General features: G+C 65.3%; 24 protein-coding genes. 16 read left to right on the top strand and 8 right to left on the bottom strand.

Annotation, left to right across the window (positions count from 1 at the left end):
• Window positions 1-9 precede the first annotated feature (9 nt).
• The gene (gene glnE / locus J2X67_RS15390; RefSeq protein ID WP_309954158.1) at window positions 10-2,808 is read left to right on the top strand and encodes a bifunctional [glutamate--ammonia ligase]-adenylyl-L-tyrosine phosphorylase/[glutamate--ammonia-ligase] adenylyltransferase; all 2,799 of its coding nucleotides are present in this window, start codon (window positions 10-12) and stop codon (window positions 2,806-2,808) included.
• On the top strand, window positions 2,801-3,931 hold the full coding sequence (locus J2X67_RS15385; protein ID WP_309954157.1) for a septal ring lytic transglycosylase RlpA family protein: 1,131 nt from the start codon (window positions 2,801-2,803) through the stop codon (window positions 3,929-3,931). Before glnE ends, J2X67_RS15385 begins: the two co-directional genes overlap by 8 nt.
• A gap of 6 nt (window positions 3,932-3,937) precedes the next feature.
• Here J2X67_RS15385 and J2X67_RS15380 read toward each other — a convergent pair whose 3' ends face one another.
• From J2X67_RS15380 to J2X67_RS15370, 3 genes are all read right to left on the bottom strand, one after another.
• Window positions 3,938-4,399: a carboxymuconolactone decarboxylase family protein gene (locus J2X67_RS15380; protein WP_309954156.1), complete on the bottom strand. Its 462-nt coding sequence runs from the start codon at window positions 4,397-4,399 to the stop codon at window positions 3,938-3,940.
• 86 nt (window positions 4,400-4,485) lie between these two features.
• Window positions 4,486-5,367 carry an RNA polymerase sigma-70 factor gene (locus J2X67_RS15375; RefSeq protein WP_309954155.1) on the bottom strand — a complete coding sequence of 294 codons (882 nt, stop codon included), beginning with the start codon at window positions 5,365-5,367 and terminating at the stop codon, window positions 4,486-4,488.
• Between the two features lie 86 nt (window positions 5,368-5,453).
• Window positions 5,454-6,311 carry a ferritin-like domain-containing protein gene (locus J2X67_RS15370; RefSeq protein WP_309954154.1) on the bottom strand — a complete coding sequence of 286 codons (858 nt, stop codon included), beginning with the start codon at window positions 6,309-6,311 and terminating at the stop codon, window positions 5,454-5,456.
• A 129-nt stretch (window positions 6,312-6,440) separates the two neighbouring features.
• Here J2X67_RS15370 and J2X67_RS15365 point away from each other — a divergent pair, with 129 nt between their 5' ends.
• The gene (locus J2X67_RS15365) at window positions 6,441-7,082 is read left to right on the top strand and encodes a glutathione peroxidase (RefSeq protein ID WP_309954153.1); all 642 of its coding nucleotides are present in this window, start codon (window positions 6,441-6,443) and stop codon (window positions 7,080-7,082) included.
• 326 nt (window positions 7,083-7,408) lie between these two features.
• Here J2X67_RS15365 and J2X67_RS15360 read toward each other — a convergent pair whose 3' ends face one another.
• Complete coding sequence (locus J2X67_RS15360; protein ID WP_309954152.1) at window positions 7,409-8,020, bottom strand: glutathione S-transferase N-terminal domain-containing protein; 612 nt, start codon at window positions 8,018-8,020, stop codon at window positions 7,409-7,411.
• Between the two features lie 119 nt (window positions 8,021-8,139).
• Here J2X67_RS15360 and purB point away from each other — a divergent pair, with 119 nt between their 5' ends.
• The 4 genes from purB to J2X67_RS15340 all read left to right on the top strand — a co-directional run bounded on the left by purB (window position 8,140) and on the right by J2X67_RS15340 (window position 13,628).
• On the top strand, window positions 8,140-9,519 hold the full coding sequence (gene purB / locus J2X67_RS15355; RefSeq protein ID WP_309954151.1) for an adenylosuccinate lyase: 1,380 nt from the start codon (window positions 8,140-8,142) through the stop codon (window positions 9,517-9,519).
• Window positions 9,520-9,669: 150 nt separating this feature from the next.
• Window positions 9,670-10,815, top strand: a complete 1,146-nt coding sequence (locus J2X67_RS15350; protein WP_309954150.1) for a PepSY-associated TM helix domain-containing protein — start codon at window positions 9,670-9,672, stop codon at window positions 10,813-10,815.
• Between the two features lie 79 nt (window positions 10,816-10,894).
• Window positions 10,895-13,033, top strand: a complete 2,139-nt coding sequence (locus J2X67_RS15345; RefSeq protein WP_309954435.1) for a TonB-dependent siderophore receptor — start codon at window positions 10,895-10,897, stop codon at window positions 13,031-13,033.
• Between the two features lie 34 nt (window positions 13,034-13,067).
• Complete coding sequence (locus J2X67_RS15340) at window positions 13,068-13,628, top strand: YaeQ family protein (RefSeq protein ID WP_309954149.1); 561 nt, start codon at window positions 13,068-13,070, stop codon at window positions 13,626-13,628.
• A gap of 12 nt (window positions 13,629-13,640) precedes the next feature.
• On the opposite strand, the gene J2X67_RS15335 is transcribed toward J2X67_RS15340, so the two are convergent.
• Both J2X67_RS15335 and J2X67_RS15330 read right to left on the bottom strand, forming a co-directional pair.
• Window positions 13,641-13,946, bottom strand: a complete 306-nt coding sequence (locus J2X67_RS15335) for a putative signal transducing protein (RefSeq protein ID WP_309954148.1) — start codon at window positions 13,944-13,946, stop codon at window positions 13,641-13,643.
• A 13-nt stretch (window positions 13,947-13,959) separates the two neighbouring features.
• The gene (locus tag J2X67_RS15330; protein ID WP_309954147.1) at window positions 13,960-14,427 is read right to left on the bottom strand and encodes a DUF3717 domain-containing protein; all 468 of its coding nucleotides are present in this window, start codon (window positions 14,425-14,427) and stop codon (window positions 13,960-13,962) included.
• A gap of 464 nt (window positions 14,428-14,891) precedes the next feature.
• Between J2X67_RS15330 and J2X67_RS15325 the strand changes: the two genes are divergently transcribed.
• The 3 genes from J2X67_RS15325 (at window position 14,892) to J2X67_RS15315 (ending at window position 16,634) form a co-directional block, all read left to right on the top strand.
• A complete protein-coding gene (locus J2X67_RS15325; RefSeq protein ID WP_309954146.1) occupies window positions 14,892-15,635 on the top strand; it encodes a TerC family protein in 744 nt (247 codons plus the stop codon).
• A gap of 84 nt (window positions 15,636-15,719) precedes the next feature.
• Window positions 15,720-16,184 (top strand): hypothetical protein, encoded by a 465-nt coding sequence (locus J2X67_RS15320; protein WP_309954145.1) that lies wholly within the window; start codon window positions 15,720-15,722, stop codon window positions 16,182-16,184.
• 96 nt (window positions 16,185-16,280) lie between these two features.
• Window positions 16,281-16,634 carry a phage holin family protein gene (locus J2X67_RS15315; protein ID WP_281148808.1) on the top strand — a complete coding sequence of 118 codons (354 nt, stop codon included), beginning with the start codon at window positions 16,281-16,283 and terminating at the stop codon, window positions 16,632-16,634.
• A gap of 42 nt (window positions 16,635-16,676) precedes the next feature.
• Here J2X67_RS15315 and J2X67_RS15310 read toward each other — a convergent pair whose 3' ends face one another.
• On the bottom strand, window positions 16,677-18,242 hold the full coding sequence (locus tag J2X67_RS15310) for a M48 family metalloprotease (RefSeq protein ID WP_309954144.1): 1,566 nt from the start codon (window positions 18,240-18,242) through the stop codon (window positions 16,677-16,679).
• 54 nt (window positions 18,243-18,296) lie between these two features.
• Here J2X67_RS15310 and moaC point away from each other — a divergent pair, with 54 nt between their 5' ends.
• Window positions 18,297-18,779: a cyclic pyranopterin monophosphate synthase MoaC gene (gene moaC, locus J2X67_RS15305; protein WP_307580509.1), complete on the top strand. Its 483-nt coding sequence runs from the start codon at window positions 18,297-18,299 to the stop codon at window positions 18,777-18,779.
• 4 nt (window positions 18,780-18,783) lie between these two features.
• Here the strand turns inward: moaC and J2X67_RS15300 are convergent, their stop codons facing one another.
• The gene (locus tag J2X67_RS15300) at window positions 18,784-20,466 is read right to left on the bottom strand and encodes a Wzy polymerase domain-containing protein (protein ID WP_309954143.1); all 1,683 of its coding nucleotides are present in this window, start codon (window positions 20,464-20,466) and stop codon (window positions 18,784-18,786) included.
• A 203-nt stretch (window positions 20,467-20,669) separates the two neighbouring features.
• Between J2X67_RS15300 and J2X67_RS15295 the strand changes: the two genes are divergently transcribed.
• From J2X67_RS15295 to J2X67_RS15275, 5 genes are read left to right on the top strand one after another with little or no spacing between them, the layout of a single operon-like run.
• On the top strand, window positions 20,670-21,176 hold the full coding sequence (locus tag J2X67_RS15295; RefSeq protein WP_309954142.1) for a type IV pilin protein: 507 nt from the start codon (window positions 20,670-20,672) through the stop codon (window positions 21,174-21,176).
• Entirely contained in the window at window positions 21,176-21,781 is a 606-nt protein-coding gene (locus J2X67_RS15290; RefSeq protein ID WP_309954433.1) for a GspH/FimT family pseudopilin, read from the top strand. Before J2X67_RS15295 ends, J2X67_RS15290 begins: the two co-directional genes overlap by 1 nt.
• The gene (pilV, locus tag J2X67_RS15285; protein WP_309954141.1) at window positions 21,778-22,185 is read left to right on the top strand and encodes a type IV pilus modification protein PilV; all 408 of its coding nucleotides are present in this window, start codon (window positions 21,778-21,780) and stop codon (window positions 22,183-22,185) included. Before J2X67_RS15290 ends, pilV begins: the two co-directional genes overlap by 4 nt.
• Complete coding sequence (locus J2X67_RS15280) at window positions 22,182-23,411, top strand: PilW family protein (protein ID WP_309954140.1); 1,230 nt, start codon at window positions 22,182-22,184, stop codon at window positions 23,409-23,411. Before pilV ends, J2X67_RS15280 begins: the two co-directional genes overlap by 4 nt.
• A complete protein-coding gene (locus tag J2X67_RS15275) occupies window positions 23,408-24,052 on the top strand; it encodes a hypothetical protein (protein WP_309954139.1) in 645 nt (214 codons plus the stop codon). Before J2X67_RS15280 ends, J2X67_RS15275 begins: the two co-directional genes overlap by 4 nt.
• Window positions 24,053-24,055: the final 3 nt, after the last annotated feature.

Below are 24,055 nucleotides of genomic sequence, written 5' to 3'. Positions count from 1 at the left end.
TCGGGAATTATGACCGCCAGCAATCAGAGGGGTTCCACGGAAACCAATATCAGTGTGAACCAGTTGCCAGCCACGCCCACGCCATCCGTCGCGATCGAGGTCGCGTTTTCTTCGTATTCGCGCTTTGTGCAGCGCCTGCGCCGCAGGTATGCGGCCGAACTTGCATTGCTTCCTCCCGGCGCGCCGCTGCGCGAGTCGATGACAAAGGCCTACGAGGCGTTGCGCGCGCGCGGCGACAGCGTCGGCGACGCGCTGCGCATTGTGCGGCAGCTCGTGATGGAACGGCTTGTAACGCTCGATTGCGATGCCCAGGCGCCGCTGGCCGTGGTAACCACGGCCGTCACCGAACTGGCGGAATTCGCCCTCGACATTGCCTGCCGCGATGCCTGCCAGGAGCTCGACGCATTGCACGGCGCCCCGCTCGGCCCCGAAGGCCAGCGCGCGCAGCTCTGGGTGGTTGGCATGGGCAAGCTCGGTGCGCGCGAACTCAACGTGTCGAGCGACATCGACCTCATCTACCTGTACGACCTGGACGGCGAAACGCTCGGCGATGCAGAGGGTCGCGGCCGCCTGTCGAACCAGGAGTATTTTTCGCGCGCCGTGAAGCGCATCTACGCGCTGGTGGGTGACACCACCGAGCACGGCTTCGTGTTTCGCGTCGATCTGGCGCTGCGGCCGAACGGCAACTCCGGCCCGAGCGTGGTGTCGCTCGACGCGCTCGAAGAATATTTTCAGGTGCAAGGACGCGAATGGGAGCGCTTTGCCTGGATGAAGAGCCGGGTGGTGGCGCCGCGCGATGTCGTTTCGCAAGGCCTCGCACGGGGCTTGCGCGCCACGGTGCTGCCCTTTGTGTTCCGCCGCTATCTGGATTACAGCGTGTTCGACTCGCTGCGCACGCTGCACCGGCAGATTCGCGAGCAGTCGGCCCGGCGCAGTGCGGGGCGGCCCGAACGCGCGAACGACGTCAAGCTTTCTCGCGGGGGCATCCGCGAGATCGAATTCACCGTGCAGCTGCTGCAGGTGGTGCGCGGCGGGCAGTTCCCCGAACTGCGCACCCGGCCCACGCTCGATGCGTTGCAGCGCCTGGCGCGCGCCGGCCTGATGCCGCAGGAAACCGCCGATGCGCTGGCCTCGGCCTATGAGTTTCTGCGCCGCGTGGAGCACCGCATCCAGTACCTGGACGACCAGCAGACCCACATGCTGCCGGTGGGCGACGATGACCTGCGCTGGATTGCCCAGACCATGGGCTATGCCAACTGCTGCCCGTTTCTCGAGCAACTCGACACCCACCGTGAACTGGTGGCGCAAGAGTTCGACAAGCTGCTCGGCGGCGAGAAGCCCTGCAACGGCAAGTGCAGCGGCAAGAAGGCCTCCGCGCCCGCCGACCTGGCCGATCTGCTCGACGACTTGCCGCCCGCATTTGCCGAGCGCATTCGCGACTGGTGCGAGCAGCCCCGCGTGCTTGCCCTTCGCGAAGAAACGCGGGCCCGGCTGCGCCAGCTGGTCCAGCGTACCGGGCAATGGCTGAAAGAACCCGACGGGGACGGGCCGGGGCAGACGCCGCGCCATGCGGACGCCGCATTGCGCTGGGCCGACTGGATCGAGCCGTTGATGCGGCGCGAGAGCTACCTGGCGCTGCTGGTCGAGCGGCCCGCGGTACAGCAACGGCTCCTGCGGCTGCTGGGCGCTGCAAAGTGGCCGGCGCGCTATCTGATGCAGCACCCGGGCGTGATCGACGAACTCGCAAGCGACGAAATGCTGTCGGGCCGCTTCGTGGCGGCCGAATTCGAACGCGAGCTCGAAGCACGCCACGCCTCGCTCAGCCGCACTGGCGAAGCCGACGAAGAGCGCCTGCTCAACCTGCTGCGCCATGCCCACCACGCCGAGGTGTTCCGCACGCTGGCGCGCGACGTGGACGGCCGCATTACCGTGGAGCAGGTGGCCGACGACCTGAGCGCGCTGGCCGACACCACGCTGCGCGTGACGGCCCGCTGGTGCTGGCCCCATGTGCGCAACCGCCACCGCGAAGTGCCGCAGTTCGCCATCATCGGCTACGGCAAGCTGGGCGGCAAAGAGCTGGGCTACGGCAGCGACCTGGACATCGTGTTCGTCTACGACGATGACGACGAGCGCGCGGGCGAGGTGTATGCGGCCTATGTGCGCAAGCTCATCAACTGGCTCACGGTGAAGACGCGCGAGGGCGATCTTTTCGAGATCGACACCGCCTTGCGGCCGAACGGCAATTCAGGCCTGCTGACCACGAGCTTCGCAGCCTACGAAAAGTACCAGCTTGGCCGGGGCAGCAACACGGCCTGGACCTGGGAACATCAAGCCATGACCCGCGCGCGATTCGTGCTGGGCAGCACCGAGCTGGGCGCGCGCTTCGACGACGTGCGCCAGGCAGTGATCGTGTCGCCCCGTGACCGCGAGGCGCTGAAGGCCGAGATCATTGCCATGCGCAACAAGGTACGCGGCGCAAGGCCCGTGAAGGCCGACCGCTTCGACGTGAAGCACAGCCCGGGGGGCATGGTGGACGCCGAGTTTGCAGTGCAGTTTCTGGTGCTGTCGGCCTCGGGCGAGCATCCGGAGCTGATTCCCAACCTGGGCAACATTGCGTTGCTGGTGCGCGCGGAAGAGGCGGGGCTGCTGCCCGCGGGAGTCGGTCGCAAGGCCGCCGCAGCGTATCGCGAACTGCGCCGTGTGCAGCATCGCGCCCGCCTCAATGAAGAACCGACCCAGGTCACCCCGCCCGCATTGGCTGCCGAGCGCGATGCCATGCTGGCGTTGTGGAAGGCTGTATTTGGCTGAGCGCGCCGGCACCCCAGCCACCACCGCGCTGGCCGCCTGCGCGGTGGCAGTCGCCGTTCTTATTGCAGGTTGCGCAAGCGGCACCCGCAGCGGCGGCGGCGCGCTGAGCGGCCGCGACGGCCCGGGCACCAACGTTCCGCCAGATCTCGACCGGGTGCCCGATGCCGAGCCCCGCATCGAACCCATTCGCGGCAGCGGCGGCACCAGCAAGCCCTATACGGTGCTGGGCCGGGCCTACCAGCCGATCACCGATGACCGGCCGTTCCGGGAATCGGGCATTGCCTCCTGGTACGGCCGTAAATTTCATAGCGCATCGACCGCGAGCGGCGAGCCCTACGACATGTACGCCATGACGGCTGCGCACAAGACGCTGCCGCTGCCAAGCTACGTGCGGGTGCGCAACCCGGCCAACGGGCGCGAAGTGATCGTGCGGGTGAATGACCGCGGCCCGTTCGTCGACGGCCGGATCATCGACCTGAGCTACACGGCGGCGCTCAAGCTTGACCTGCTGCGCGGCGTGGCGCCGGTCGAAATCGAGCGCATCACGAACGAGGACATCCGTACCGGCGCCTGGAGGCGGGATTCAGGAACCGCGTATGCCGCGGCGCCGCCGGCAGCGCCGCCGTCGCAACGTGCGGCAGCTGCGTCGGTCCCAGTGCCTTCGGCGTGGGTGGCACCCGTTGGGATGAATGGGGTCGAGGTCTCGACAATGCCGGTCGTGCCGCAAACGCCGATGGCACAAGCAGCACCGCCCACGCTCGAAGCGGATGCCGCGCCGCCGCCGCGCCAGTCCATGGTGGTCACCGATCTAGCGCCGATGGCGCCTCTGCCTGCACCGACGGCACAGGCAGCGGCCGCATTGGGCACCGCGCCTTCTCCTGCCGCCGTGGCCGGCTTCTGGGTGCAACTCGGCGCCTTCCGCGAGCGCGATGGTGCAGAAAGCCTCCGCACCCAGGCGGCGCGCGGCCTGCCTTCACTGGCGCCGCAATTGCGCGTTTTCAGCGAGGCCGGGACGCACCGGTTGCAGGCGGGGCCGTTTGCCTCGCGCAACGAAGCCGGCGAGGCCGTGACGCAATTGCGCGAGAGCCTGCGCATTGCACCGATGGTGGTCGAGCGCCGCTAGTAAAAGTCAGTCCAGCGCCTTCACGGCGACGGGCATGCGCATGCCGACGTTGATGCGGTTCCAGGTGTTGATCTGCGCGACAGCCACGGTGAGTTCGGCAATCTCGACGTCGCTGAACTGCGCCTTCAGGGCTGCGAACTCGGTTTCGCGCTCGTCGTGGCTGTCGGCCAGCCGCGTGAGCGATTCGGCCCACGCCAGCGCGGCACGTTCGCGCTCATTGAAAAAGCTCACTTCGCGCCAGGTGGCCAGGCTGTTGATGCGCTGCCAACCTTCGCCTTGCTTGCGCAGATCGCGCACGTGCATGTCGAGACAATAGGCGCAGCCGTTGATTTGCGAGACGCGCGCAAACACCAGATCGAACACGGTCTTGCCGACGGTGCTCGAATCGATGCTGGCGCTCACGGCCAGGATGGCTTCGAAGGTCTTGGGGATGGTCTTGAACCAGTTCAGGCGGGGGGTCGTGTTCATGGAGATGTTTCAGTGGTCGGGTTTGAAAATCTGCTTCCTACCCACTGAAGACGGGCCACCGCCCGGCCCTGTGACAGCCGCGCCAGCTATTTCGAAGAAAAAAGCTGCGCGATTCGGGCCAGCTTGTCGGGGTTGCGCTGGGCGCGGATGCGCACGATGCGCTCCCCCTCGATCTCGAAGGTCTGCGCAGATTCGAGTTGCCCATCGAAAAAGCGCAGCAACCCCGGCTCGCCGTTGATGTCCACCAGTTCCATGCGCACTGAGGCGCCCATGCGCCGCCAGAGCGCAAAGTAAAGCTGCGCCAGCCGCTGGCTGCCGCACAGGACCTTGCTGAAGGACTGCACCTTGCCGCCGCCGTCGCCGATGAGTTCGGCGTCTTCGGCCATCAGCGCCTTCAGGTCTTGCAGGCTGCCGCGGGCTGCCGCATCGGCAAAGGCGCGAAGCAGGCGTTCATGGGTTTCGCGAGACACCTGAAAGCGCGGGCGCGCCTCCTGCACCTGCGCCTTGGCGCGGTGCACCAGCTGCCGGCAGGCGGCTTCGCTCTTGCCGAGGGTGCGGGCCACTTCTTCGTAGTCGGCGTCGAACACTTCGCGCAGCAAGAAGGCGGCGCGCGCCTCGGGCGCAAGGCGCTCCAGCACGGCAAGAAAAGCCACCGACACGTTGTCGGCCCGCTCGAGCACCTGTTCCGGCGTGGCGGGTGCATCAGTGAGCGTGGGCTCGGGCATCCACGCGCCGATGTAGTGCTCTCGCTGGACCTTGGCGGCCCGCAGCCGGTCGATTGAAAGCCGCGTGACCACGGTAACCAGCCAGGCTTCGGCGCTGTCGAATCCGGCCTTGTCGGCTTCGTGCCAGCGCAGCCAGGCGTCTTGCACCACCTCTTCGGCCTCGGCTACGGTGCCGAGCATGCGGTAGGCAATGCCCTGAAGGCGTCGGCGGTGGCTGTCGAAAGTAAGGGTGGCGTCGTCCATGGTCACAAGACGGGCGACCGGCCTGGTTTGTGACAGGCCATTTTGCGTGGCGCCCTGCTCCCCCGCTTCAGGCGAGCGCCGCGCCCTTACGCGCCCTGGTACTCGGCCTTGGGCCCGAGGTTGGCGGAGACTTCCTTGCGGTAGCGGTTGAGCTCCTGCACGGTCTTGAAGCTGCGGTTCATGAGCAGGCTCAGGTTGTGCAGGATGCGCTCGCCCACCTTGCCCTCCCAGACGGCGTCGAACTTGATCTGCTTGTCGAGCCAATGCTCGAGCCAGTCCGGGTCGGGCATGCGGCTCTGGATGGTGTCGTTCGGAAACAGCGCCTTGTTGACGTGCAGGTTGGTGGGGTGCAGCGCCTGCGCGGTGCGGCGCGCGCTGGCCATGAGCACGCCAACCTTGGTGAAAGCAGCGCGGGCCTCGTCGCCGAACTTTTCGAGCGCGCGCTTCATGTAGCGCAGGTAGGCGCCGCCGTGGCGGGCCTCGTCCTGGCTCAGCGTGGTGTAGATGTGCTTGATGACCGGCTCGGTGTGCCACTGGGCCGCGCAGCGGTACCAGTGGTTGAGGCGGATCTCGCCGCAGAAGTGCAGCATGAGGGTTTCGAGCGGCGGCGCCGGGTCGAAGTCGAAGCGCACCTCGTGCAGTTCCTGCTCGGTGGGCGCGTGCTGGGGGCTGAAGCGCTTGAGGTACTCCATGAGCACCAGCGAGTGCTTCTGCTCCTCGAAGAACCAGATCGACATGAAAGCCGAAAAGTCGCTATCGTGGCGGTTGTCGCGCAAGAACATTTCGGTGGCCGGCAGCGCCGCCCACTCGGTAATGGCGTTCATCTTGATGGTTTGCGCCTGCTCTTCGGACAGCAGTGAAGCATCGAACGACTGCCAGGGAATGTCCTTGTCCATGTCCCAGCGGACAGATTCGAGTTGTCTGAAGAGTTCCGGATAAAGCATCAAAATCTTTCTAAGGCCGCTGATTTTAGTCGGCCCGCTTGGCGCGCTCGTGACAGACGCGCCATGATGCGGCCATGCGCCCCTTGGCGCCACGGATCCACACTCCCTTTTTTTGTACCAGGAGCCCCTATGCAAACCCCCACCCGATCGCCCGCGCCGAGGCGTTGCGCACAGGCCGCGGCGCTGGCGGCATGCCTCTTTGCCATAGGTACGGCGGGTGCCCAGGCACCCTCTGCCGGTACGCCTTCTGCCCCCGTAGCCGCCCCGGCCGACGGTGCCGCTGCCGGCGCCTGCCCGGCCACGCTGCAACACACCTTCCCGCGGCTGCAGGACGAAAAACCCCAATCTTTGTGCCAGTACTCCGGCAAAGTCGTGCTGGTGGTCAACACCGCGAGCTTCTGCGGCTTTACCCCGCAATACAAGGGGCTTGAGGCACTCGACAGCAAATATCGCTCGCGCGGATTGGTCGTGCTGGGCTTTCCTTCGAACGATTTTTCGCAGGAGTCGGGTTCCAACAAGGAGATTGCCGACTTTTGTGAAAGCACATTTGGCGTGAAGTTTCCGATGTTTGCTAAATCCTCGGTGCGCGGCCCCAACGCCAACCCGCTGTTCAAGCAGCTGGCGCTGGCTTCCGGCACCACGCCGAAGTGGAATTTCTACAAGTACCTGATCGGCCGGGACGGCAAGGTGGTCCAGGCGTGGTCGAGCATGACTGCACCGGACGAAGCCGCATTCGTGAAGGTGGTGGAAAGCCAGCTCGCAGCGCCCTGACCGCGGGCCGCGACGCGGCGGTTTTCCACGCCTGCGCCTGTAGTACGCATGAACTGATCGTCACAAACGTTTACCACTGAACCGGGAACCGCGCTGGCACACTGTCCTCATAAAGACGTGGGCAGCAAATGCCCTCCGGTTTTCATGTTGCGAGGTCTTCCAGGCGTTTCTCGTCTGGTCGAAATCCCGAGGTGATTCTTCTCCTCCTCCCTCCCTCCCTCCTTCGCGTCGGGGCGCCTCGCAGCATTTTTGTATTTCCCGGTAAACGGGCGGGGCGCGGCACGCAGGCGCCCCGAAATTGAAAAAGGCGCCTCAGGCGCCTTTTTTCATGGTTGCGTGTCGACGAAGCTCGGTCGCAGCATCAGCTTGTCGTACAACTTCCCGAGGTTCGGGTGCTCGCCGCGCCAGTCGATTTCGGGAAAGCGAAACCCCACCCAGCCCAGCGCACAGCCCACCGCGATGTCCGACAGGCTCAGGTGAATGCCGCTGCAGAATGGCTTGTCGCCCAGGCCCTTGGCCATGGCGGCGATGCCGCCTTCGACCTTGGCACGCTGGCGCTCGATCCACGCGGCGCTGCGCTCGCCGTCGCCGCGGCCGCTCCAGGTGGCTTCCAGGCGCCAGAGCACGCCGGCGTCCATGACGCCGTCGGCCAGCGCTTCCCAAGTCTTGACCTCGGCACGCTCGCGGCCCTGCTGCGGAATGAGCTTGCCCACGGGGGACAGGGTGTCGAGGTATTCGACGATCACGCGCGAATCGAACATTGCCTCGCCGCCTTCCATGATGAGGCAAGGCACCTTCCCGAGCGGGTTGGAGTGGGCGATGGTGGTGTCGGCGGACCAGACATCTTCGATCACGAACTGGTAGTCGAGCCGTTTCTCGGCCAGCACCACGCGCACCTTGCGCACATAAGGGCTGGCGGCCGATCCGATCAGTTTCATGAAGGCTCTCTCCCTTTGCTTTGATAACGATTGTTCGTGGCTATTTTAGGGGAACGCCAAAAAAGGCAGCTTCGATGTGTCACGAACGGGCATCCGCCGAGGCCGCCTAAAATTCAGGCATGAGCTTCTCCACCGTTTCCGCCCTCTCCCCACTGGACGGCCGCTATGCGGCCAAACTCGCGGCATTGCGACCGCTGATGAGCGAACAGGGCTACATGCACCGGCGCGTGCAGGTCGAGGTGGCGTGGTTCATTGCGCTGTCCGACTGCGGCTTCGCTGAATTCAAGCCACTCACGGGCGGCGCCCGCAAGTACCTGCTGGGCCTTGTCGCCCATTTCTCGGAGGCTGACGCGCTGGCCATCAAGGAAATCGAAAAGACCACCAACCACGACGTGAAGGCGGTCGAGTACTGGATCAAGTCCAAGTTCGAAGCCCGGCCGGAGCTTCTGGCCGCCGCCGAGTTCGTTCACTTTGCCTGCACCAGCGAAGACATCAACAACACCAGCCATGCGTTGCAGATCCAGGCCGCCCGCGAAAAAGTGGTGCTGCCGGCCATCGACGGGCTGATTGCCAAGCTGCGCGAAATGGCGCACCAGTTTGCCGGCGTGTCGATGCTGTCGCGCACGCACGGCCAGACCGCAAGCCCCACCACCGTGGGCAAGGAAATCGCGAACGTTGCGGTGCGCCTGTCGAAGGCTCGTGCCCAGATTGCCGCAGTGCAGCTGCTCGGCAAGATGAACGGCGCCGTGGGCAACTACAACGCCCACCTCGCGGCCTGGCCTGACTTCGACTGGGAGGCGTTCAGCCGCAAGGTCATCGAAACGCCGGCACCGCTGGGCCTGGGCCTGAGCTTCCAGCCGTACAGCATCCAGATCGAGCCGCACGACTACATGGCCGAGCTGTTCGACGCCGTGGCACGCGCCAACACCATCCTCATCGACTTCTCGCGCGACATCTGGGGCTACGTGAGCCTGGGCTACTTCAAGCAGCGCCTCAAGAAAGGCGAAATCGGCTCTTCGACGATGCCGCACAAGGTCAACCCGATCGACTTTGAGAATGCCGAAGGCAACCTGGGCCTCGCCAATGCAGTGCTGCGCCACCTGAGCGAGAAGCTGCCCATCAGCCGCTGGCAGCGCGACCTGACCGACAGCACGGTGCTGCGCAACATCGGCGTGGCGTTCGGCTACGCCACGCTGGCTTATGCGAGCCTGGCCACGGGCCTGGGCAAGCTGGAGCTCAACGAAGAAGCGCTGGCCGAAGACCTCGACGCCTCGTGGGAAGTGCTGGCAGAGCCCATCCAGACGGTGATGCGCCGCTATGGCGTTCAGGGCGCCTACGAGCAGCTGAAGGAAGTGACGCGCGGCAAGACGGTCACCGCCGAGGCGCTGCACGGCCTGATCCGATCGCTCGAGATTCCCGAGGCTGAAAAAGAGCGGCTCCTGGCCATGACGCCCGCGAGCTACGTGGGCAAGGCCGCGGAGCTCGCCAGTAGAATCTGAGGCTTCCCGCACCGATGCACCAGCCGCCTGAGGGCGGCTGTTCGCTTCGCGTTTTCTCTTTCGCTTCTTTGCCGAAATTTCCAGCCAACGCACCGTGAGCGGCGCGCCAGCCAGCAACCGTGACGGGGCTCTTCGAAGTCCCTGTTGTTCATGCGTGCCCCATTGAGACGCCTCTGGCTCAAGATTCACCGCTGGATCGGTCTCTCGCTTGGTCCGATCCTGGCTCTCACGGCTCTGCTCGGCGCCGTGCTGGTGGTGGCCTTGCCGATCGACCGCTACGCGCATCCCGGGCTCTTCGTCGCGCGAAGCGCGGCTGATGCAGCAACGGGCGCCGCCGCGCCTGCCTTGCCACTCGAACCGCTGCGCCAACGCATCCTGGCGGAGTTCGGGCCCAGCACCAACCTGACGCTGCGCCCGCCGCGCAGCGCCGGCGAGACGCTTTGGGTATTGGTGCGCGGGCCGTGGGAGGGCACGCTCTATCTAGACCCCGCAACCGGCGCGGAGCAAGGCCGGCGCGGGTCGCACGAAGGCGCCTACAACGTGCTGTTCGAACTGCACAGCAGCCTGCTGCTCGAAGACACGGGCAAGGGCATCCTGGCTTTCGTGGCGCTGTCCTACCTTTTTCTGCTGGTCACGGGCGTGGTGCTCTGGTGGCCCACGCGCTGGCCGCCTTCGCTGCGCATCGTGCTGAACCGCGGCCTGCTGCGCGGCCTGTTCGATCTGCACCGCACCGGAGGCGCGGTGCTCGGGCTGCTGATTGCGGTTTCCGTTTTCACCGGCGCCTATATGGCGTGGCGACCGCTCGGCAACTTCATTTCGGCCGCAATCGGGCAACAGCAGGTCAAGCCACCTGGGGTTCCAAAGGGCGTCGCAAAAGGCCCCCGGCTTTCGCTCGACGAACTTGTCGCCCGTGCGCAGCAGGTGTTTCCGGGCCAGCCGATCGGCTACATCCAGGTGCCGGGCAAACCCGACCGGCCGATGCGTGTGCGTTTTCGGCTGCCCGACGATCCCCATCCGAACGGCATCGGCTCGGTGTGGCTGCATCCGCTCACGGGCGAGGTACTGGCGGTGCGCCGCTGGCAAGACCTGGACGCCGGCAACGGCGCGGTGGTGGTGATTTATCCGCTGCACACCGGCGTGCTCGGCGGGCCTGTGCACCAGGCTCTCGTTGTGCTGGTCGGCCTTGCACTGGGCGGCTTGGGCTTGAGCGGTGTCTGGCTGTGGTGGCGACGCCGCGCCGTGGCCGCGGCGGCTCGCCAGGACGCACTTTCCGGCAGCAGCCGCACGACGTCCTGAGCGGCGCGCGAAGGCCTTTCGATTTCTTGATATTCGAGGAGAAACCTTGTTCAAACAAAAGAAGTGCGCCGCACTGGTCATGGCGCTGTTTCCCATCAGCTTCCAGAGCTTTGCGGCCGATGCGGAGCCGGCCGATGCCGCATCCGGCGCGAAAACGCTGGAGGCGGTAACCGTCACCGGCGACTGGCTCGGCTCGCCCAGCGAGACGAAGGTGCTCGAGCATCCGGGCGCGCGCAGCATCATCGAGCGCAAGCAGATCCAGGAGAGCGGCTCGAGCAGCGTGCGCGACGTGCTGCGCCAGGTGCCCGGCGTGCAGGTGCAGGAGAGCAACGGTACGGGCGGCAGCGACATTTCGCTGAACGTGGGCGTGCGCGGGCTCACCTCGCGGCTGTCGCCGCGCTCGACCATCCTGCTGGACGGCGTGCCGCTGGCCTACGCACCCTATGGGCAACCGCAGCTTTCGCTGGCGCCTTTGTCCCTTGGCAGCCTGGAGGCGGTCGACGTGGTGCGCGGCGCGGGTTCGGTGCGCTACGGCCCCCAGAACGTGGGCGGCATCATCAACTTTGTGACGCGCGCGATTCCGAAGCAGTTTGCAGGCGAAGTGGGCGTAGGTGTTGAAAGCGCCAGCCACGGCGGCGGTGTGAAGACCACGCCCACGCTGTTTATGGGTGGCACCAACGAGAACGGCCTCGGACTCGCTCTGCTGTATTCGGGCACGCACGGCGACGGCTTTCGCCAAAGCAACGACCACACCAGCATCGACGACCTGATGCTGAAGGGCGCGTATCGCATTTCGAAGACCGACGACATTGCCGTTTCGCTGCATCATTTCGAAGGCAAGGGCCGCATGCCCGGCGGCCTGACAACGGCGCAATTTGCGGCAAATCCCTTCCAGTCGGACCGGCCTTTCGACGAATTTTCGGGACGCCGCACCGATGGCTCGATCAAGTACACGCACAACGACGGCGTGAACAAGTTCGAGATGCTGACCTACTACACGGACTCGTACCGCAGCAGCTACCTCGAGCAGGAAGGCACCGGCGCCAACACCGGCAAACGCCGGCTCACTACCGCACCGCGCGACTACAAGACCTTTGCCATCGAGCCCCGCTACTCGCGCCTGATCGACTCCGGCAGCGTGGTGCAGGAAGTGAGCGTCGGCGTGCGCTACCTCAAGGAAGAAGCCTCCGAGATCGCAACGCGCAGCACCTATTACACGCCCACTCCCGGCTACAACGCCTACACGCGCGCGCAAGCGGCCTACCAGACCAGCAAGGGCGGCACGACCGCGCATGCGTTCTACATCGACGACCGCATCGACTTTGGCAACTGGACGATCACGCCCGGCGTGCGCTACGAGTCGATCCGCTCGCACAACGATGTCTTCAGCGTGGCAAACAACCGAGTGACGGGCGCGATCTACCCGAAGATCGATTCCAACGAAGTGCTGCCGACGCTGTCGGTGCTCTACCGCATGAGCGAGCGCTGGTCGGTGTTTGCGAACGCCGGCGTCTCTTTCGGGCCCCAGCAGTACGCACAGCTTGCGCAGTCGACCACCGGCCTGCACCCCGAAAAAGCGAAGACCTACGAAATTGGCACGCACTACAAGGGCGAGGCCTGGAGCGGCGAGCTGACGCTGTTCAACATCAACTTCGACAAGGAACTGCAGCTGGCCCGCTCCATCACCGGAGACGTAGGCCAATGGACCGACCTGGGCGCCACGCGGCACCGCGGCCTGGAATCGGCCCTGCGCTACGACATGGGCAGCCTGAACGATTCGCTCAAGGGCCTGTCGCTGTCGGCCACCTACACCTATACGCAGGCCACCTCGAAGGCGGGTGCTTTTGCCGGCCGCGACCTGCCGTTCTACTCGCGCCAGGTGGCCACGCTCGGCGCGCGCTACGAGCGCGGTCCGTGGACCTTCAACGCCGACGTGTACGCGCAATCGAAGCAGCGTTCGCCGGGCTCGCCCGACGACGGCGCAAACTACGTCACGCTCGAAGATTCGACCGGCCGGCTCGGCAACATTCCGGGCTACGCCACGATGAACCTGCGCGCGGGCTACGACTTCGGCCCCTCGATGAGCAACCTGAAGCTGGCCGTCGGCATCAAGAACCTGTTCGACCGCCGCTACTACAACCGTTCGGTCGACAACAACGGCGGCAAGTACGTGGGACAGCCGCGCACGCTGTACATGCAGGCCTCGGTGGCGTTCTGACGAACCCCGTGGGGGCGCATACACTCGCGCACCCATGGCCCTCAAATCCACCATCTTCAAGGCCGCCCTCGCGGTGGCCGACATCGACCACGGCTACTACGCCGACCATGCGCTGACCCTGGCGCGCCACCCGAGCGAAACCGACGAGCGGATGATGATCCGGCTCGTTGCGCTCGCGCTCAACGCGTACAAGCTGCAGGACGTGTGCCAGGGCGACGGCACACTGGCCTTCGGCGCGGGTTTGTCGAACGTGGACGAGCCCGATGTGTGGCTGCGCGATTTCACGGGCGAAACCAAGCTGTGGATCGAAGTCGGACAGCCCGAGGACAAGCCGATCATCAAGGCCTGCGGCAAGTCGGACGAGGTGATCGTCTATTGCTTCAATCACGCGGCCGAGATCTGGTGGCGCGGCATCGAGAACAAGCTCACGCGGCCGCAGAACCTTTCTGTCTACCGTGTGCCGACGGAGGCCTCGCAGGCGCTTGCAGCGCTCGCGCAACGAAGCATGCTGCTGCAGGCGACCATCCAGGAAAACACGCTGACGCTGGGCGACGGTACGAACAGCATCGACGTCGAGCTGCTGCGCTGGAAGTAGCGGTTCAAAGGCTCAAGCCGCCGGCATCATCGCGCCGCAGTGCCAGCACTGCTCGAAGGCGCCCTCGATCCGTTCGCCGCACACGCACTGCCAGTTGCGCTGTGGTCGATGCTGCGCCGCGTGCAGCACCTGCTGCGCGCGCTCGAACTGGGTTTCGTCATCGATCCATATCTCGGGCAGGCACTGGTCGGGCGGCAACTGCCCCATCACGGCGCCGAGAAATTCGCGTTGGACCGTTGCCTCGACGCCTTCCTCGCGCAAGGCGTGAACCCACAAGGCTGCAATCGCAAGGTTCGGCGCTTGGGCGAGGCGGCGCATGCGGCGGCCTATGTCAGGGCGTGTCGTCGAGGCCAAGAGGCTCGGCGGGATCTTCGTCCGGCCACTGCGGCGGCTCGGCTTCGCGCGCGCGCTCGGCGTATTTATTGAAGCGCCAGGCCGAATCTTCCATGGTGATGCGGCGCCACGTCACGCGTTTTTCGGCCGGCGACATGGCGGGCCAATGCTGCACTTCGTCGAAGCTGCGGCCGCAGCCCTTGCACTGGTCGTCGCCCTGGCTGGTGGAGCAAATAGCAATGCAGGGGGTATCGGGCGTGCTGTGATACCAGTCGAGCCAGGCGGCCCAGGCTTTTTCAGGGAAGCCTTTCTCGTCGACCTCGTCTTCATGGTGAAACACCATGAGCGCGTAGACCTCGGCAAGCGCGCGCAATTCGGGTGCGAGGGTAATGCCGTCGGGCGAGGGACTCTTCTCGCGCCAATGATTGATGGCGGCCTCGATGTCTGTGATGTGAATGGCGGCCATGGGAGAGGAAAAAACAGCGAGCGGCGATCATAGTCCGGCAATGCCCCATCGACGCTGAAGGTTATAGGTGCTCCCAAATAAATAGCAACAGTGCGAGCACCGGAAAGGCTTTCGGAAGCCTTCCTTTTAAATACCTAAAACTTTCGGGTTGCCAGAACAAGGGCCTCGATGCTCTAATCCCGCCTACGAAGGGGAGTAGCTCCCGACCGCCATCCAACGGCGGAAATCGACAGGTCGTCAATACGAAGCACAACACTTCCGGCCTGTCGGGCAACGCGTGCCCGTGGGCGCGCTTTGTCGAGCAAGACCTTCGATTTGAACCTGCGCAGGTTTGGTCGAAGCGTTCCTGAATCTCCGGTCTTCACCCCGGTCTTCGTCATCGCTTCGAACATTCCAGTGCGGGATGAATCGAAACGAACGGATGCGCCAGGCAGTCGAATGGCGCGTGAAGACAAGAGGAATCTATGGAACAGTTCATGGCCCCGGAATTCTGGGTCGCGGTCGGTCAGATCATCATGATCGACATCCTGCTCGGTGGCGACAACGCCGTCGTCATCGCCTTGGCTTGCCGCAAGCTGCCGCCTGCTCAACGTACCAAAGGCATTCTTTGGGGCACGGCCGGCGCCATCATATTGCGCGTGATCCTGATCTTCTTCGCGCTCACGCTTCTTGCCATTCCGTTCCTCAAGCTGGTCGGCGCCGCGCTGCTGGTGTGGATCGGCGTCAAGCTGCTGGCACCCGACCATGACGACGCGCACGGCAACATCCAGGGCAGCGACAAGCTGTGGGCCGCCGTCAAGACCGTGATCGTGGCCGACCTGGTCATGAGCGTGGACAACGTGATTGCCATTGCAGGCGCCGCCCAGGGTGCCGGCCAGGGCCACCAGATGCCGCTCGTGATCTTCGGCCTCCTGGTGAGCATCCCGATCATCGTCTGGGGCAGCCAGCTGGTCATCAAGCTGATGGACCGCTTCCCGGTCATCATCACGATCGGCGGCATGCTGCTGGGCTGGATTGCCGGCACCATGGCGGTGTCCGACCCGGCGCTGTCGAACACCGCGGCATGGACGTGGGTGCCGAAGGTGCCGCAGAGCGACACGATCAGGTACGCAGCCGGTATCGCCGGTGCGCTCTTGGTGCTGGTCATCGGCAAGCTGGTGGCAATGCGCCGCCCGAAGGCGGCCGAACAGGCCGCAACCACGAGCTGAGCGGCTGCGCAAGCAGCCATCGGGAAAAATGCTCTTCCTCTATGGAACAGCCTCTGCCACTCTAACTACTTGAAGGAGCGCCTCATGGAAAAGATCATTCTCTATGTCGACGACGCCGGTTATGCCGCCGAACAGTTCGCAGAACTCGCGCCGGATGCCGGCACCGTCGTGGCGCGCCATTGGGTTCTGGTGGCTTGCGCTCCGCGCATGACGCACCGCATCAGCAAATGGGTGAGCCACAGCGCACGCGAAAACTGGCGCGCCAAGTGGTTCAGCAAGGTGCAGGCTCAGTTGCTTCCCATGCTCGAGCGCAACGGCGGGCAGGTGACGGCGGTGCTTGCCAAGGGCCCGCTGGCCGAACTGACGCAGCAGCTCAAGCGCGAGCATTCGGCCACGCACGTGGTCGATGCGCGCCGGCCGAAGATCGGTGTCGACCTTGAACCGGTCACGCCCGAACAGACGCCGCCGCGCCAATCGGGCTGGGCTTTTCCCGGCGCAGTAATGGGTATGGGTGCGCTGCTGGTGCTTGCGAACGAACTCGCGGAGTAGCCGCGCAGCCTGCGCTTCAGCGCTCCCCTGACGAGCCCCGGTGCGGCAACGCCCCGGGGCTCGTCGTTTTATGACTGCTGGGGTATCCTGCGGCGCATGCGCATCATCATCAAATGGCTGCTCAGCGCTGTCGCGTTGCTGGCGGTCGCCTACCTTTACAGCGGTGTCCAGGTCAACAGCTTCGGCTCCGCGCTGATTGCCGCCGCGGTCATCGGCCTGCTCAACATGATCGTGAGGCCAGTGCTCGTGGTGCTGACGCTGCCGGTGACCATCGTCACGCTGGGGCTCTTCCTGTTCGTGATCAATGCGCTGCTGTTCTGGGCTGCATCGGGCCTGCTCGCGGGCTTTCAGGTCAGCGGTTTCCTGGCGGCGCTGATCGGCTCGCTGATCTACTCGCTGCTGGGCCTGGTCATCGAAGCGGCGCTGGGCGGGCTTCTTTCGAAGCGCTGAGAACAAACGCCGGCACGCTCGCCTCAGCCGCCTTTCCTGATCTCACCTCAACGGCGGCTCTTCGGCCTGCCGCTTCACCAGCGCCTCCACGGCCCGCGCGCGGGTGTCGATGATCGACGCCTCGTAGTGATCGATGAGCGCGCCCGGCTTGCGCACCAGTTCTTGCGCGGCCTTGAAGCGGTCGCGAGCAGCGGGGTAGTCGAGGATGGCCACGTTCGCTTCGGCATCGGCCCGCACGGCACGCAGCGTGTCGTTCTGCGCGCCGTAAAGATTGGCCAGCGCCCGCCACGCGGTTGCGTCGCGCGGGTTGGCGGCCACCCAGTCGCGCAGCACCGGCACCATGGGCGCGGGTTGGCGGGTTGCCACGGCAGCCTCTGCCGCAAGCAGCATCTCGGGTCTTTCGCGGGATTTGACGTCGAGCAGGGCTGCGGCCTTGGGAGCACCGCCGCCGGCAAGCTCGATTTCGGCATTGAGCCACCGCGCCAGCTTGGCGGCGGGTGCGTCTTCGGCGGTTCGTGCGGTCAGCCGCTCGGCCAGCGCGCGCGCCGACCTGAAATCGCGCAGCTCCTTGGCCGACAGGGCAGCCGCGTAGAGCGTGCCTGCCTGCTGGGCCGGGCTGCTCCTGGCGAACTCGCCGCTCGACGCAGCATCGACCCAGAGCCGCAGCACATCGACGCCCGGCCGCGTGAGCACCCGGGCGCGCGCGGCGATCATCGCGTGGTCCATGACAAGCGGCATGGCCGGGGCAGCGTCCATACGGAACTGGAACCGCCCCTGCATGTCGGAGATGCGCTCGGACGTGAGCGGATGGCTGCGCAAGTAAGGATACGAGCCGTTGTCGTTGAGGCGTGAGGCGTACTGCAGCTTCTCGAACATCGTCGCCGCGCCCTGCGGCGCAAAGCCCGCCTGGGTCATCACGCCGAAACCGACACGGTCGGCCTCGCGCTCCATGTCGCGCGAAAAACTCAGCTGGTTCTGCATGAAGAGCGCCTGGCTGCCCATGATCACCGCCTGGCCCGCGTCGGCATTGCGGCTCTTGCCGGCGGCGATCATGCCGAGAATGAGCCCCGCGAGCATGAGCGGCATCTGCTTGCCCTGGCGGCTCATGATGCGCGAGATGTGGCGCTGCGTGACGTGCGACAGCTCGTGCCCGAGAACAGTGGCCAGTTCGTCGCGGCTGCCGACTGTGGCAATCAGCCCCATGTTCAGGCCAAGGTAGCCGCCCGGCAGCGCGAAGGCGTTGATGTTGCGGTCGCGGCCGAGCAGAACGACCCAGGCGAACCGCTCGTCGAGCTCGGGCGTGAGCTCGCCGCGCTCGCGTGCGGCTGTCATGAGGCGCCGCCAGATCTCCTGTACGTAAGCTCCGACCACCGGATCGTCGATGTAGTCGGTGTCGCGATAGAGCTCGCGCGCAATCTGGTCGCCCAGCTGTCGCTCGGCGCTGGCCGTCATTTCGCCGCCGTCGCCCAGGCCCGGCAGCACTTGCAGCTGCGCTCGGGCGGGCACCGGCAGCAGCACCTGGCACGCTATTAAAACGGTAGCGCACAGCGACCGCAAAGCGGGCGTGGCATAAACTTTTTTCTTGGCAGAAGGAGTCAAGCGCGGCATTCCTCGTCCATGGCTCGGGCTCGTATGATGCACCTCCACACCGAACGTTCACACATGAGCTCCCTCACCCATTTCGATGCCCAGGGCCAAGCCCATATGGTCGACGTTGCGGCCAAGCCTGCCACTCACCGCGTTGCCGTGGCCACCGGCCGCATCGAGATGCAGCCCGCGACACTGGCGCTGATCGAATCGGGCACCGCAAAGAAGGGCGACGTGCTCGGCATCGCTCGCATCGCGGGCATCCAGGCCGCCAAGAAGACCAGCGACCTCATTCCGCTGTGCCACCCGCTGGCCCTCACACGCGTGGCGCTGGCGTTTGCGCTGGCCGAAAAGGGCAACGCGCCTCAGGTGGTGTGCACCGCTACCGTTGAAACCGTAGGGCCGACAGGCGTCGAAATGGAAGCACTGACCGCCGTGCAGGTGGCGCTGCTCACCATCTACGACATGTGCAAGGCGGTCGACCGCGGCATGCGGATCACCGACGTGCATGTGCTGGAGAAGCACGGCGGAAAGTCGGGGAGCTACGTCGCCGGCTAGCTCGCTAGGGCGCTCGCCTGTCGACCGGCAGCCCCTTCAGCCAGCGTTCGTATTCCTCCGGAAAGGCAATGCGAAAGCGCTCCGCCTGCTCCCAGGCCTCCTGGTCTCGGCCCGTCAGCTCGGCGCTTTCGATCAGCTTGACGATCACGCGAGGCTCGGGCGAAAAATGCATCGTGCGCTCGGCCAGCAAATGCATCTCGGCAGCATTGGCGGCCGTGACCCGCGTGAGCGTCAGCTCGGCAAACCCCACCTGCCTCGCAAAAAGCCACGACCCCTTGGCCTTGGCCAGGGTGTCGTCTTCATAGGCCGGCAAACGCTCGTCGCGCGGCAGGTAGATCTGGCTTATGCGGATGTAGTCCCACGTGGCGTAGCCAACCACCGCTGCCAGCACAGAGGCCGCTACCGCGGACAAGACGGCGGCGTTGAGCCACTTGACCTTGAGATGCTGCCGCTGCGAAGCAAGCCACGCAGGCGCGCGCCTCGCGGGCCACAGCATTCCAAGGCACAGCCCGAACACCAGCTGGAAGGGCCCGTACCAGAGCGGATATTCCAGCAAGCTGTGCAGCACGATCGCGCCCAGCATGCCCCAGGCCATGAGGCGCGCCGGATCGCGCTCGCGCCAAGGTCGCGCTGCCAGCACCATCCAGATGAAACTGCCGCAGATCAGTACCGACGCTGGAATGCCCAGTTCCACAGCCAGGTGCAGCGGCAAGTTGTGCGCGTTGTCCAGAATCTCTGGAAACCGCGGCCCTGAATAAAGCGTGCTGTAGTGCGCAAAGGCCAGTTCGCCCCATCCCCACCCTGTCCAGGGATGCTCGGCAATCAACGTGAGCACGTTGCGCCAAAGAATCAGCCGCGTGTGATCGCCCGGCGCGCCTTCCTGCAGCCGGCGCATCATGCCCTCGACCTCGCTGGCGGTGAGCTGGGGCAGGATCCAGGCGATGGCGAAATAGATCGGGATCATCGCGAGCAGCAGGAGCGGCGGCGGCAAGGTGTAAGGGGGCCCGCTCCCTACTGCTTTTTCAGGCTTGCTGCGACGCTCCCGCCAGGCGATCAGAGTCGCCACACCGACGATCGATAGCAGCTGAAGCAAGCCAGTGCGCGACGTTGACTCCGCCGCGGCCACCAATAGCAGCAAAGCGGCTGACAGCAGCCAACGCCTAATGCGGGTCGACGGCTGCGTGGCGTGAATCCATAGCGCCGCGACAAGCGCCATGCTGATCAGCGTGGCGAACTGGTTGCGTTGGCGCAGGTTGCCGTATGCCTGACCCAGCGCGGGGGTGGTGGTCCAGGGGACTAGGGGTTCGGCAAGGCCGTAGTACTGGAGCAGGCCGAGGACGGCGCTGATGAGGCCGGCTGCGAGGACGCCGTTCGCCAGCACCGACGCGGCGGGTGGCCCGCCCCGAGCGATGCCAGTGCCCACACACGCTGCGACGGCCATGGCGCTTAGCACGGCGACGACGGGAAGCCATAGGGCGGGCGAGCCGTGCGAGGAAACCACGACTGCGGCGATGCCCGCCGCCAGCCAAAGCCAGATGCCCCTCGCCGGGGCGGCCGGAGGTATCACGAGAAGCAGTGCGGCAACACAAATCCACGTGGCGAACAGCTGCCAAGCCTGGACGGAGGGGCCGGCTACCAGCGGGCAGAGAAAAGGGAATGCGATCAGCCCAGCCCGCACGGCGCCCACGGCTGTCGATGGAAGGGCGGCCACCTCGAGGGGCGCTGCACGAGAAGTCATTCCGCCGATTGTGCCGACTGGGAGCCGACGAATGGCTACCAACCGCAGACGAGCGGTTTTGCAAAAAAACACAATTGGAGACATTCTTTGACAACTGTCTGCAACTGTTGCCCGGCGCCTTCTGGAGGTGTGGCCGGGCGCGAAAGGTGTCAATGAAACAACATTCGGTTCTGCGTCAACCCCTGAGAGATCGACGCGGTTCACGCGGCTTTACGCTGATCGAAATCATGATCACCGTTGTGATCATCGGTGTGCTGGCGGCGATTGCGATCCCGAGCTACCAGGACTACGTGCGGCGCGGCTATGTGGTGGACGGCACCAATGCCCTGTCGACCATGCGTGCTGATATGGAACGCTATTTTCAGGACAACCGGACCTACGCAGCCGTGCCATCGTCGTCCCTGGTACCGCCGTGTGACGCTAGTGTTCCGGTCAACAAGCGCACCTTCGGCAATTTCGTTGTGACTTGTCCCGCGCCCGGCGCGCCCACCGACACGACCTACACGCTCAGGGCAGCTGGAAGTGGCCCCGCCACCGGAGCCGTCTACACAATCACCGAATCTAACGTGCGCGCCACGGCTGGAATGCCCTCGGGTTGGTCGGGCTGGACCAGCCCCTGCACCTCCTCCTGGATCGTGAAAAAGGGGCAGGCGTGCTGATGCAGCGAGGCCAACGGGGCTTCACCCTGGTCGAGCTGATCGTCACAGTTGCGATCATGGCGATCCTTGCCGCCCTGGCTACGCCGTCGATGATCGGGTGGGTGCGAAACAACAAGATCCGCACGGTGAGCGATTCGCTGCAGAACGGTCTGCGCCTCGCTCAGACGGAAGCGACCCGCCGCAACCGGCAGATCGTGTTCTCGCTGACGAACGACAAGCCCACGAGCAGCACTTATACGGCCGTTGCCAATGGCAGCAACTGGGCCGTCAACACCGTCACGCTGATGACCGACGGCGAAGTCAGCGAGTTCGTCCAGGCCGGCATTCTTCGAGACGTCGGCACCAACGTCACGGTCACCGGGCCGAAGTCGATCTGCTTCAACTCGCTCGGGCGCCTTGTGCCGAACACTTCGCCGGGCGTGACCGGCGCCGTGTGCGACGCGCCGCCGGCAGCCGGCTACTCATACGACATCCAGATGAGTGATGTGGTCGAGGGCGACCGCCCCCTGCGAGTCACCGTCGCCTTGGGTGGCCAGCTGCGCCTGTGCGATCCAGCCAGAACCCTCTCAGCCAGCCAACCAGACGGCTGCCCCGCTGCACCATGAAACGCCTCGCCAACTCTTCTCGTCGCGGCCAAGCCGGCGTTGCGCTGCTCGAAGTCCTGGTCTCAGTGCTGCTCTTTTCGCTGGGCGTGCTCGGCCTGATCGGTCTTCAGGCGCGCGCGATCAACCTGTCGATCGATGCCGAAGACCGCAATCGCGCCGCGCTGATCGCCAACGACATCGCTGCCACCATGTGGACCACTCGCACGGTCGTGATCGACGCCGCGGCCTGGACCACCCGAGCGAGTAATCCGCAAGCCGGGGGCTTGCCCAGTGGCAATGTCACGATCACCTCGGACGCCACGACCAACTCCGCCGACATCGTCATCACTTGGCGCCCCCCCCAACGCGCAACCGATGAGCCCAGCCGCCTCACCACGCGCGTCACGCTGCCACCCCCGCCATGAACGTCCGCTCCAAGCCCTTTTCACGCGCCGCGCAGCGCGGCCTGACCTTGATCGAACTGCTGGTGGCCATGGTCATCGGCCTGGTCGTGGTGCTCGCCGTAACCAGCGCCGTCACCGTCGGCGAGGCGCACAAGCGCAGCACCACGACGACCAACGACATGAACCAGAGCGGCTCGTATGCCGCCTACATGATCGATCGCCTGCTTCGAAGCGCCGGCTCCGGCTTTGCGCAGACCGGCATGCGCGGGGTGTTCGGCTGCCGGTTGAGCGCCTCGCGTCTCATCGGCGGCACGGCCACGACGATATTGCCGCGGACCACATCCGCGTTTCCGGCACCGTTCGATACGCTGCTCGGCGGCTCGGGGGCCACCGCGGCGGGCAATCTGCGGCTCGCGCCCTTCCTGATTGCCAAGGGCGCAACCGCTGGCGCTTCGGACACCCTCGTGGTCATGGGCGGCAACGCGGCGGCGGGCGATGTGCCGCGCCGCATCCGCTCCGGCTTTCCCGGCAACAGCAATCTGCGGCTGGACAACACCATCGGCCTGCGCAACGGCGACATCGGCCTGGTCAGCAAGGAAGGCACGGCCGATTGCCTGCTCGAACAGGTGAACTCGACGAACGCGGATCTGACGGCTGCGGGCAACGAAGTGCTGGGAATGGGGGGCCGCTACTTCACCTCGACCGGCGCCACCACGTCGCTTGCCACGCTCGCAGCGGACGGCTCGTCGCTCTACACCCCGCTGGGCAACGTGAACGCCAACAACCTTCAGTTCCAGCTTGTCGGCGTCAACGCCAATCGCACGCTGGTCGCCTACGACTTGCTGCGGGCAGCCGGCACGGGGGGCGACGAGGGCACTGACGCTTCGGCCATGCAGGCGCTGGCCGACGGTGTCGTTGCCATGTACGCGGTGTATGGCGTCGACACGGACAGCAACGGTGTCGTCGACACATGGATCGATCCCGCAGCCAGCGGCTATGCAATTGGCACGCTGATGCTTGCACCCGACACCATGCGCCACATTGTGGCGGCACGAGTTGCGCTGGTCATGAAAAGCAGCCTTCTGGAGAAGGAACCCGTCATGGCAGGCAACCTGACCGTCTTCAGCGACCTGCCGGCGGATCGCCGTCGCACGCTCACCATTGCGACCGACGACCGGAGATACCGCCACCGCGTCATCGACACCACCATCCCGCTTCGCAACATGCTGTTGCTGCCTTTCCCATGAAGACACTTTCCAAAATGCACGGACCGGCGCGCGAGCGCGGCGTGGTTCTGCTGTTCTGCCTGATCATCCTGGTCGTGCTGCTCGCCGGCGGCGTGGCGGTCATGCGGTCGATGGACACATCACTCGTTGGAGCAGGCAATCTCGCCTTCAAGCGCGACCTGGTCAACCAGGGCGAACTTGCCGTCGCAAAGGCCATGCGGGAATTCCAGGCCAGCGGCGCGCTTGCCGCCGCTGGCGCGACTTCAAACAACGTGGCGGCGGCGAACTACAGCGCGGTCCAGCTGGCCACCAACGCCCAGGGCATTCCGCAGGCGCTGCTGAAGAAGACCAATCTGAGCGGCCCCGACGTGCTGGGCAACACCTTCACGCCCACCGCCACGCCCATCGCCGGCAGCGGCGGCTCCACGGTGTATTACGTGATCGACCGCATGTGCAATGCCACGGGCACCTTCGCGGCCATCGGGAAGAGCGGCTGCGTCTACACCCCGTCGAGTACCGAAACGCTGGGTGGCGACCAGAGCCAGCTGGCCACGCCCGGCCCATCCATTCCAAGCCCGCCCATCTACCGCGTCTCGGTTCGCGTCGACGGTCCGCGCGATACGCAGGTGTTCCTGCAAGCCTCCTTCTCCAAGCCCGAATAAGGC

Source organism: Variovorax sp. 3319, from assembly GCF_031456585.1.
Taxonomy (GTDB): Bacteria; Pseudomonadota; Gammaproteobacteria; order Burkholderiales; family Burkholderiaceae_C; genus Variovorax; species Variovorax paradoxus_P.
The sequence above is the reverse complement of the archived record's forward strand: the minus strand, read 5'-3'. Positions and strand labels throughout refer to the sequence as shown.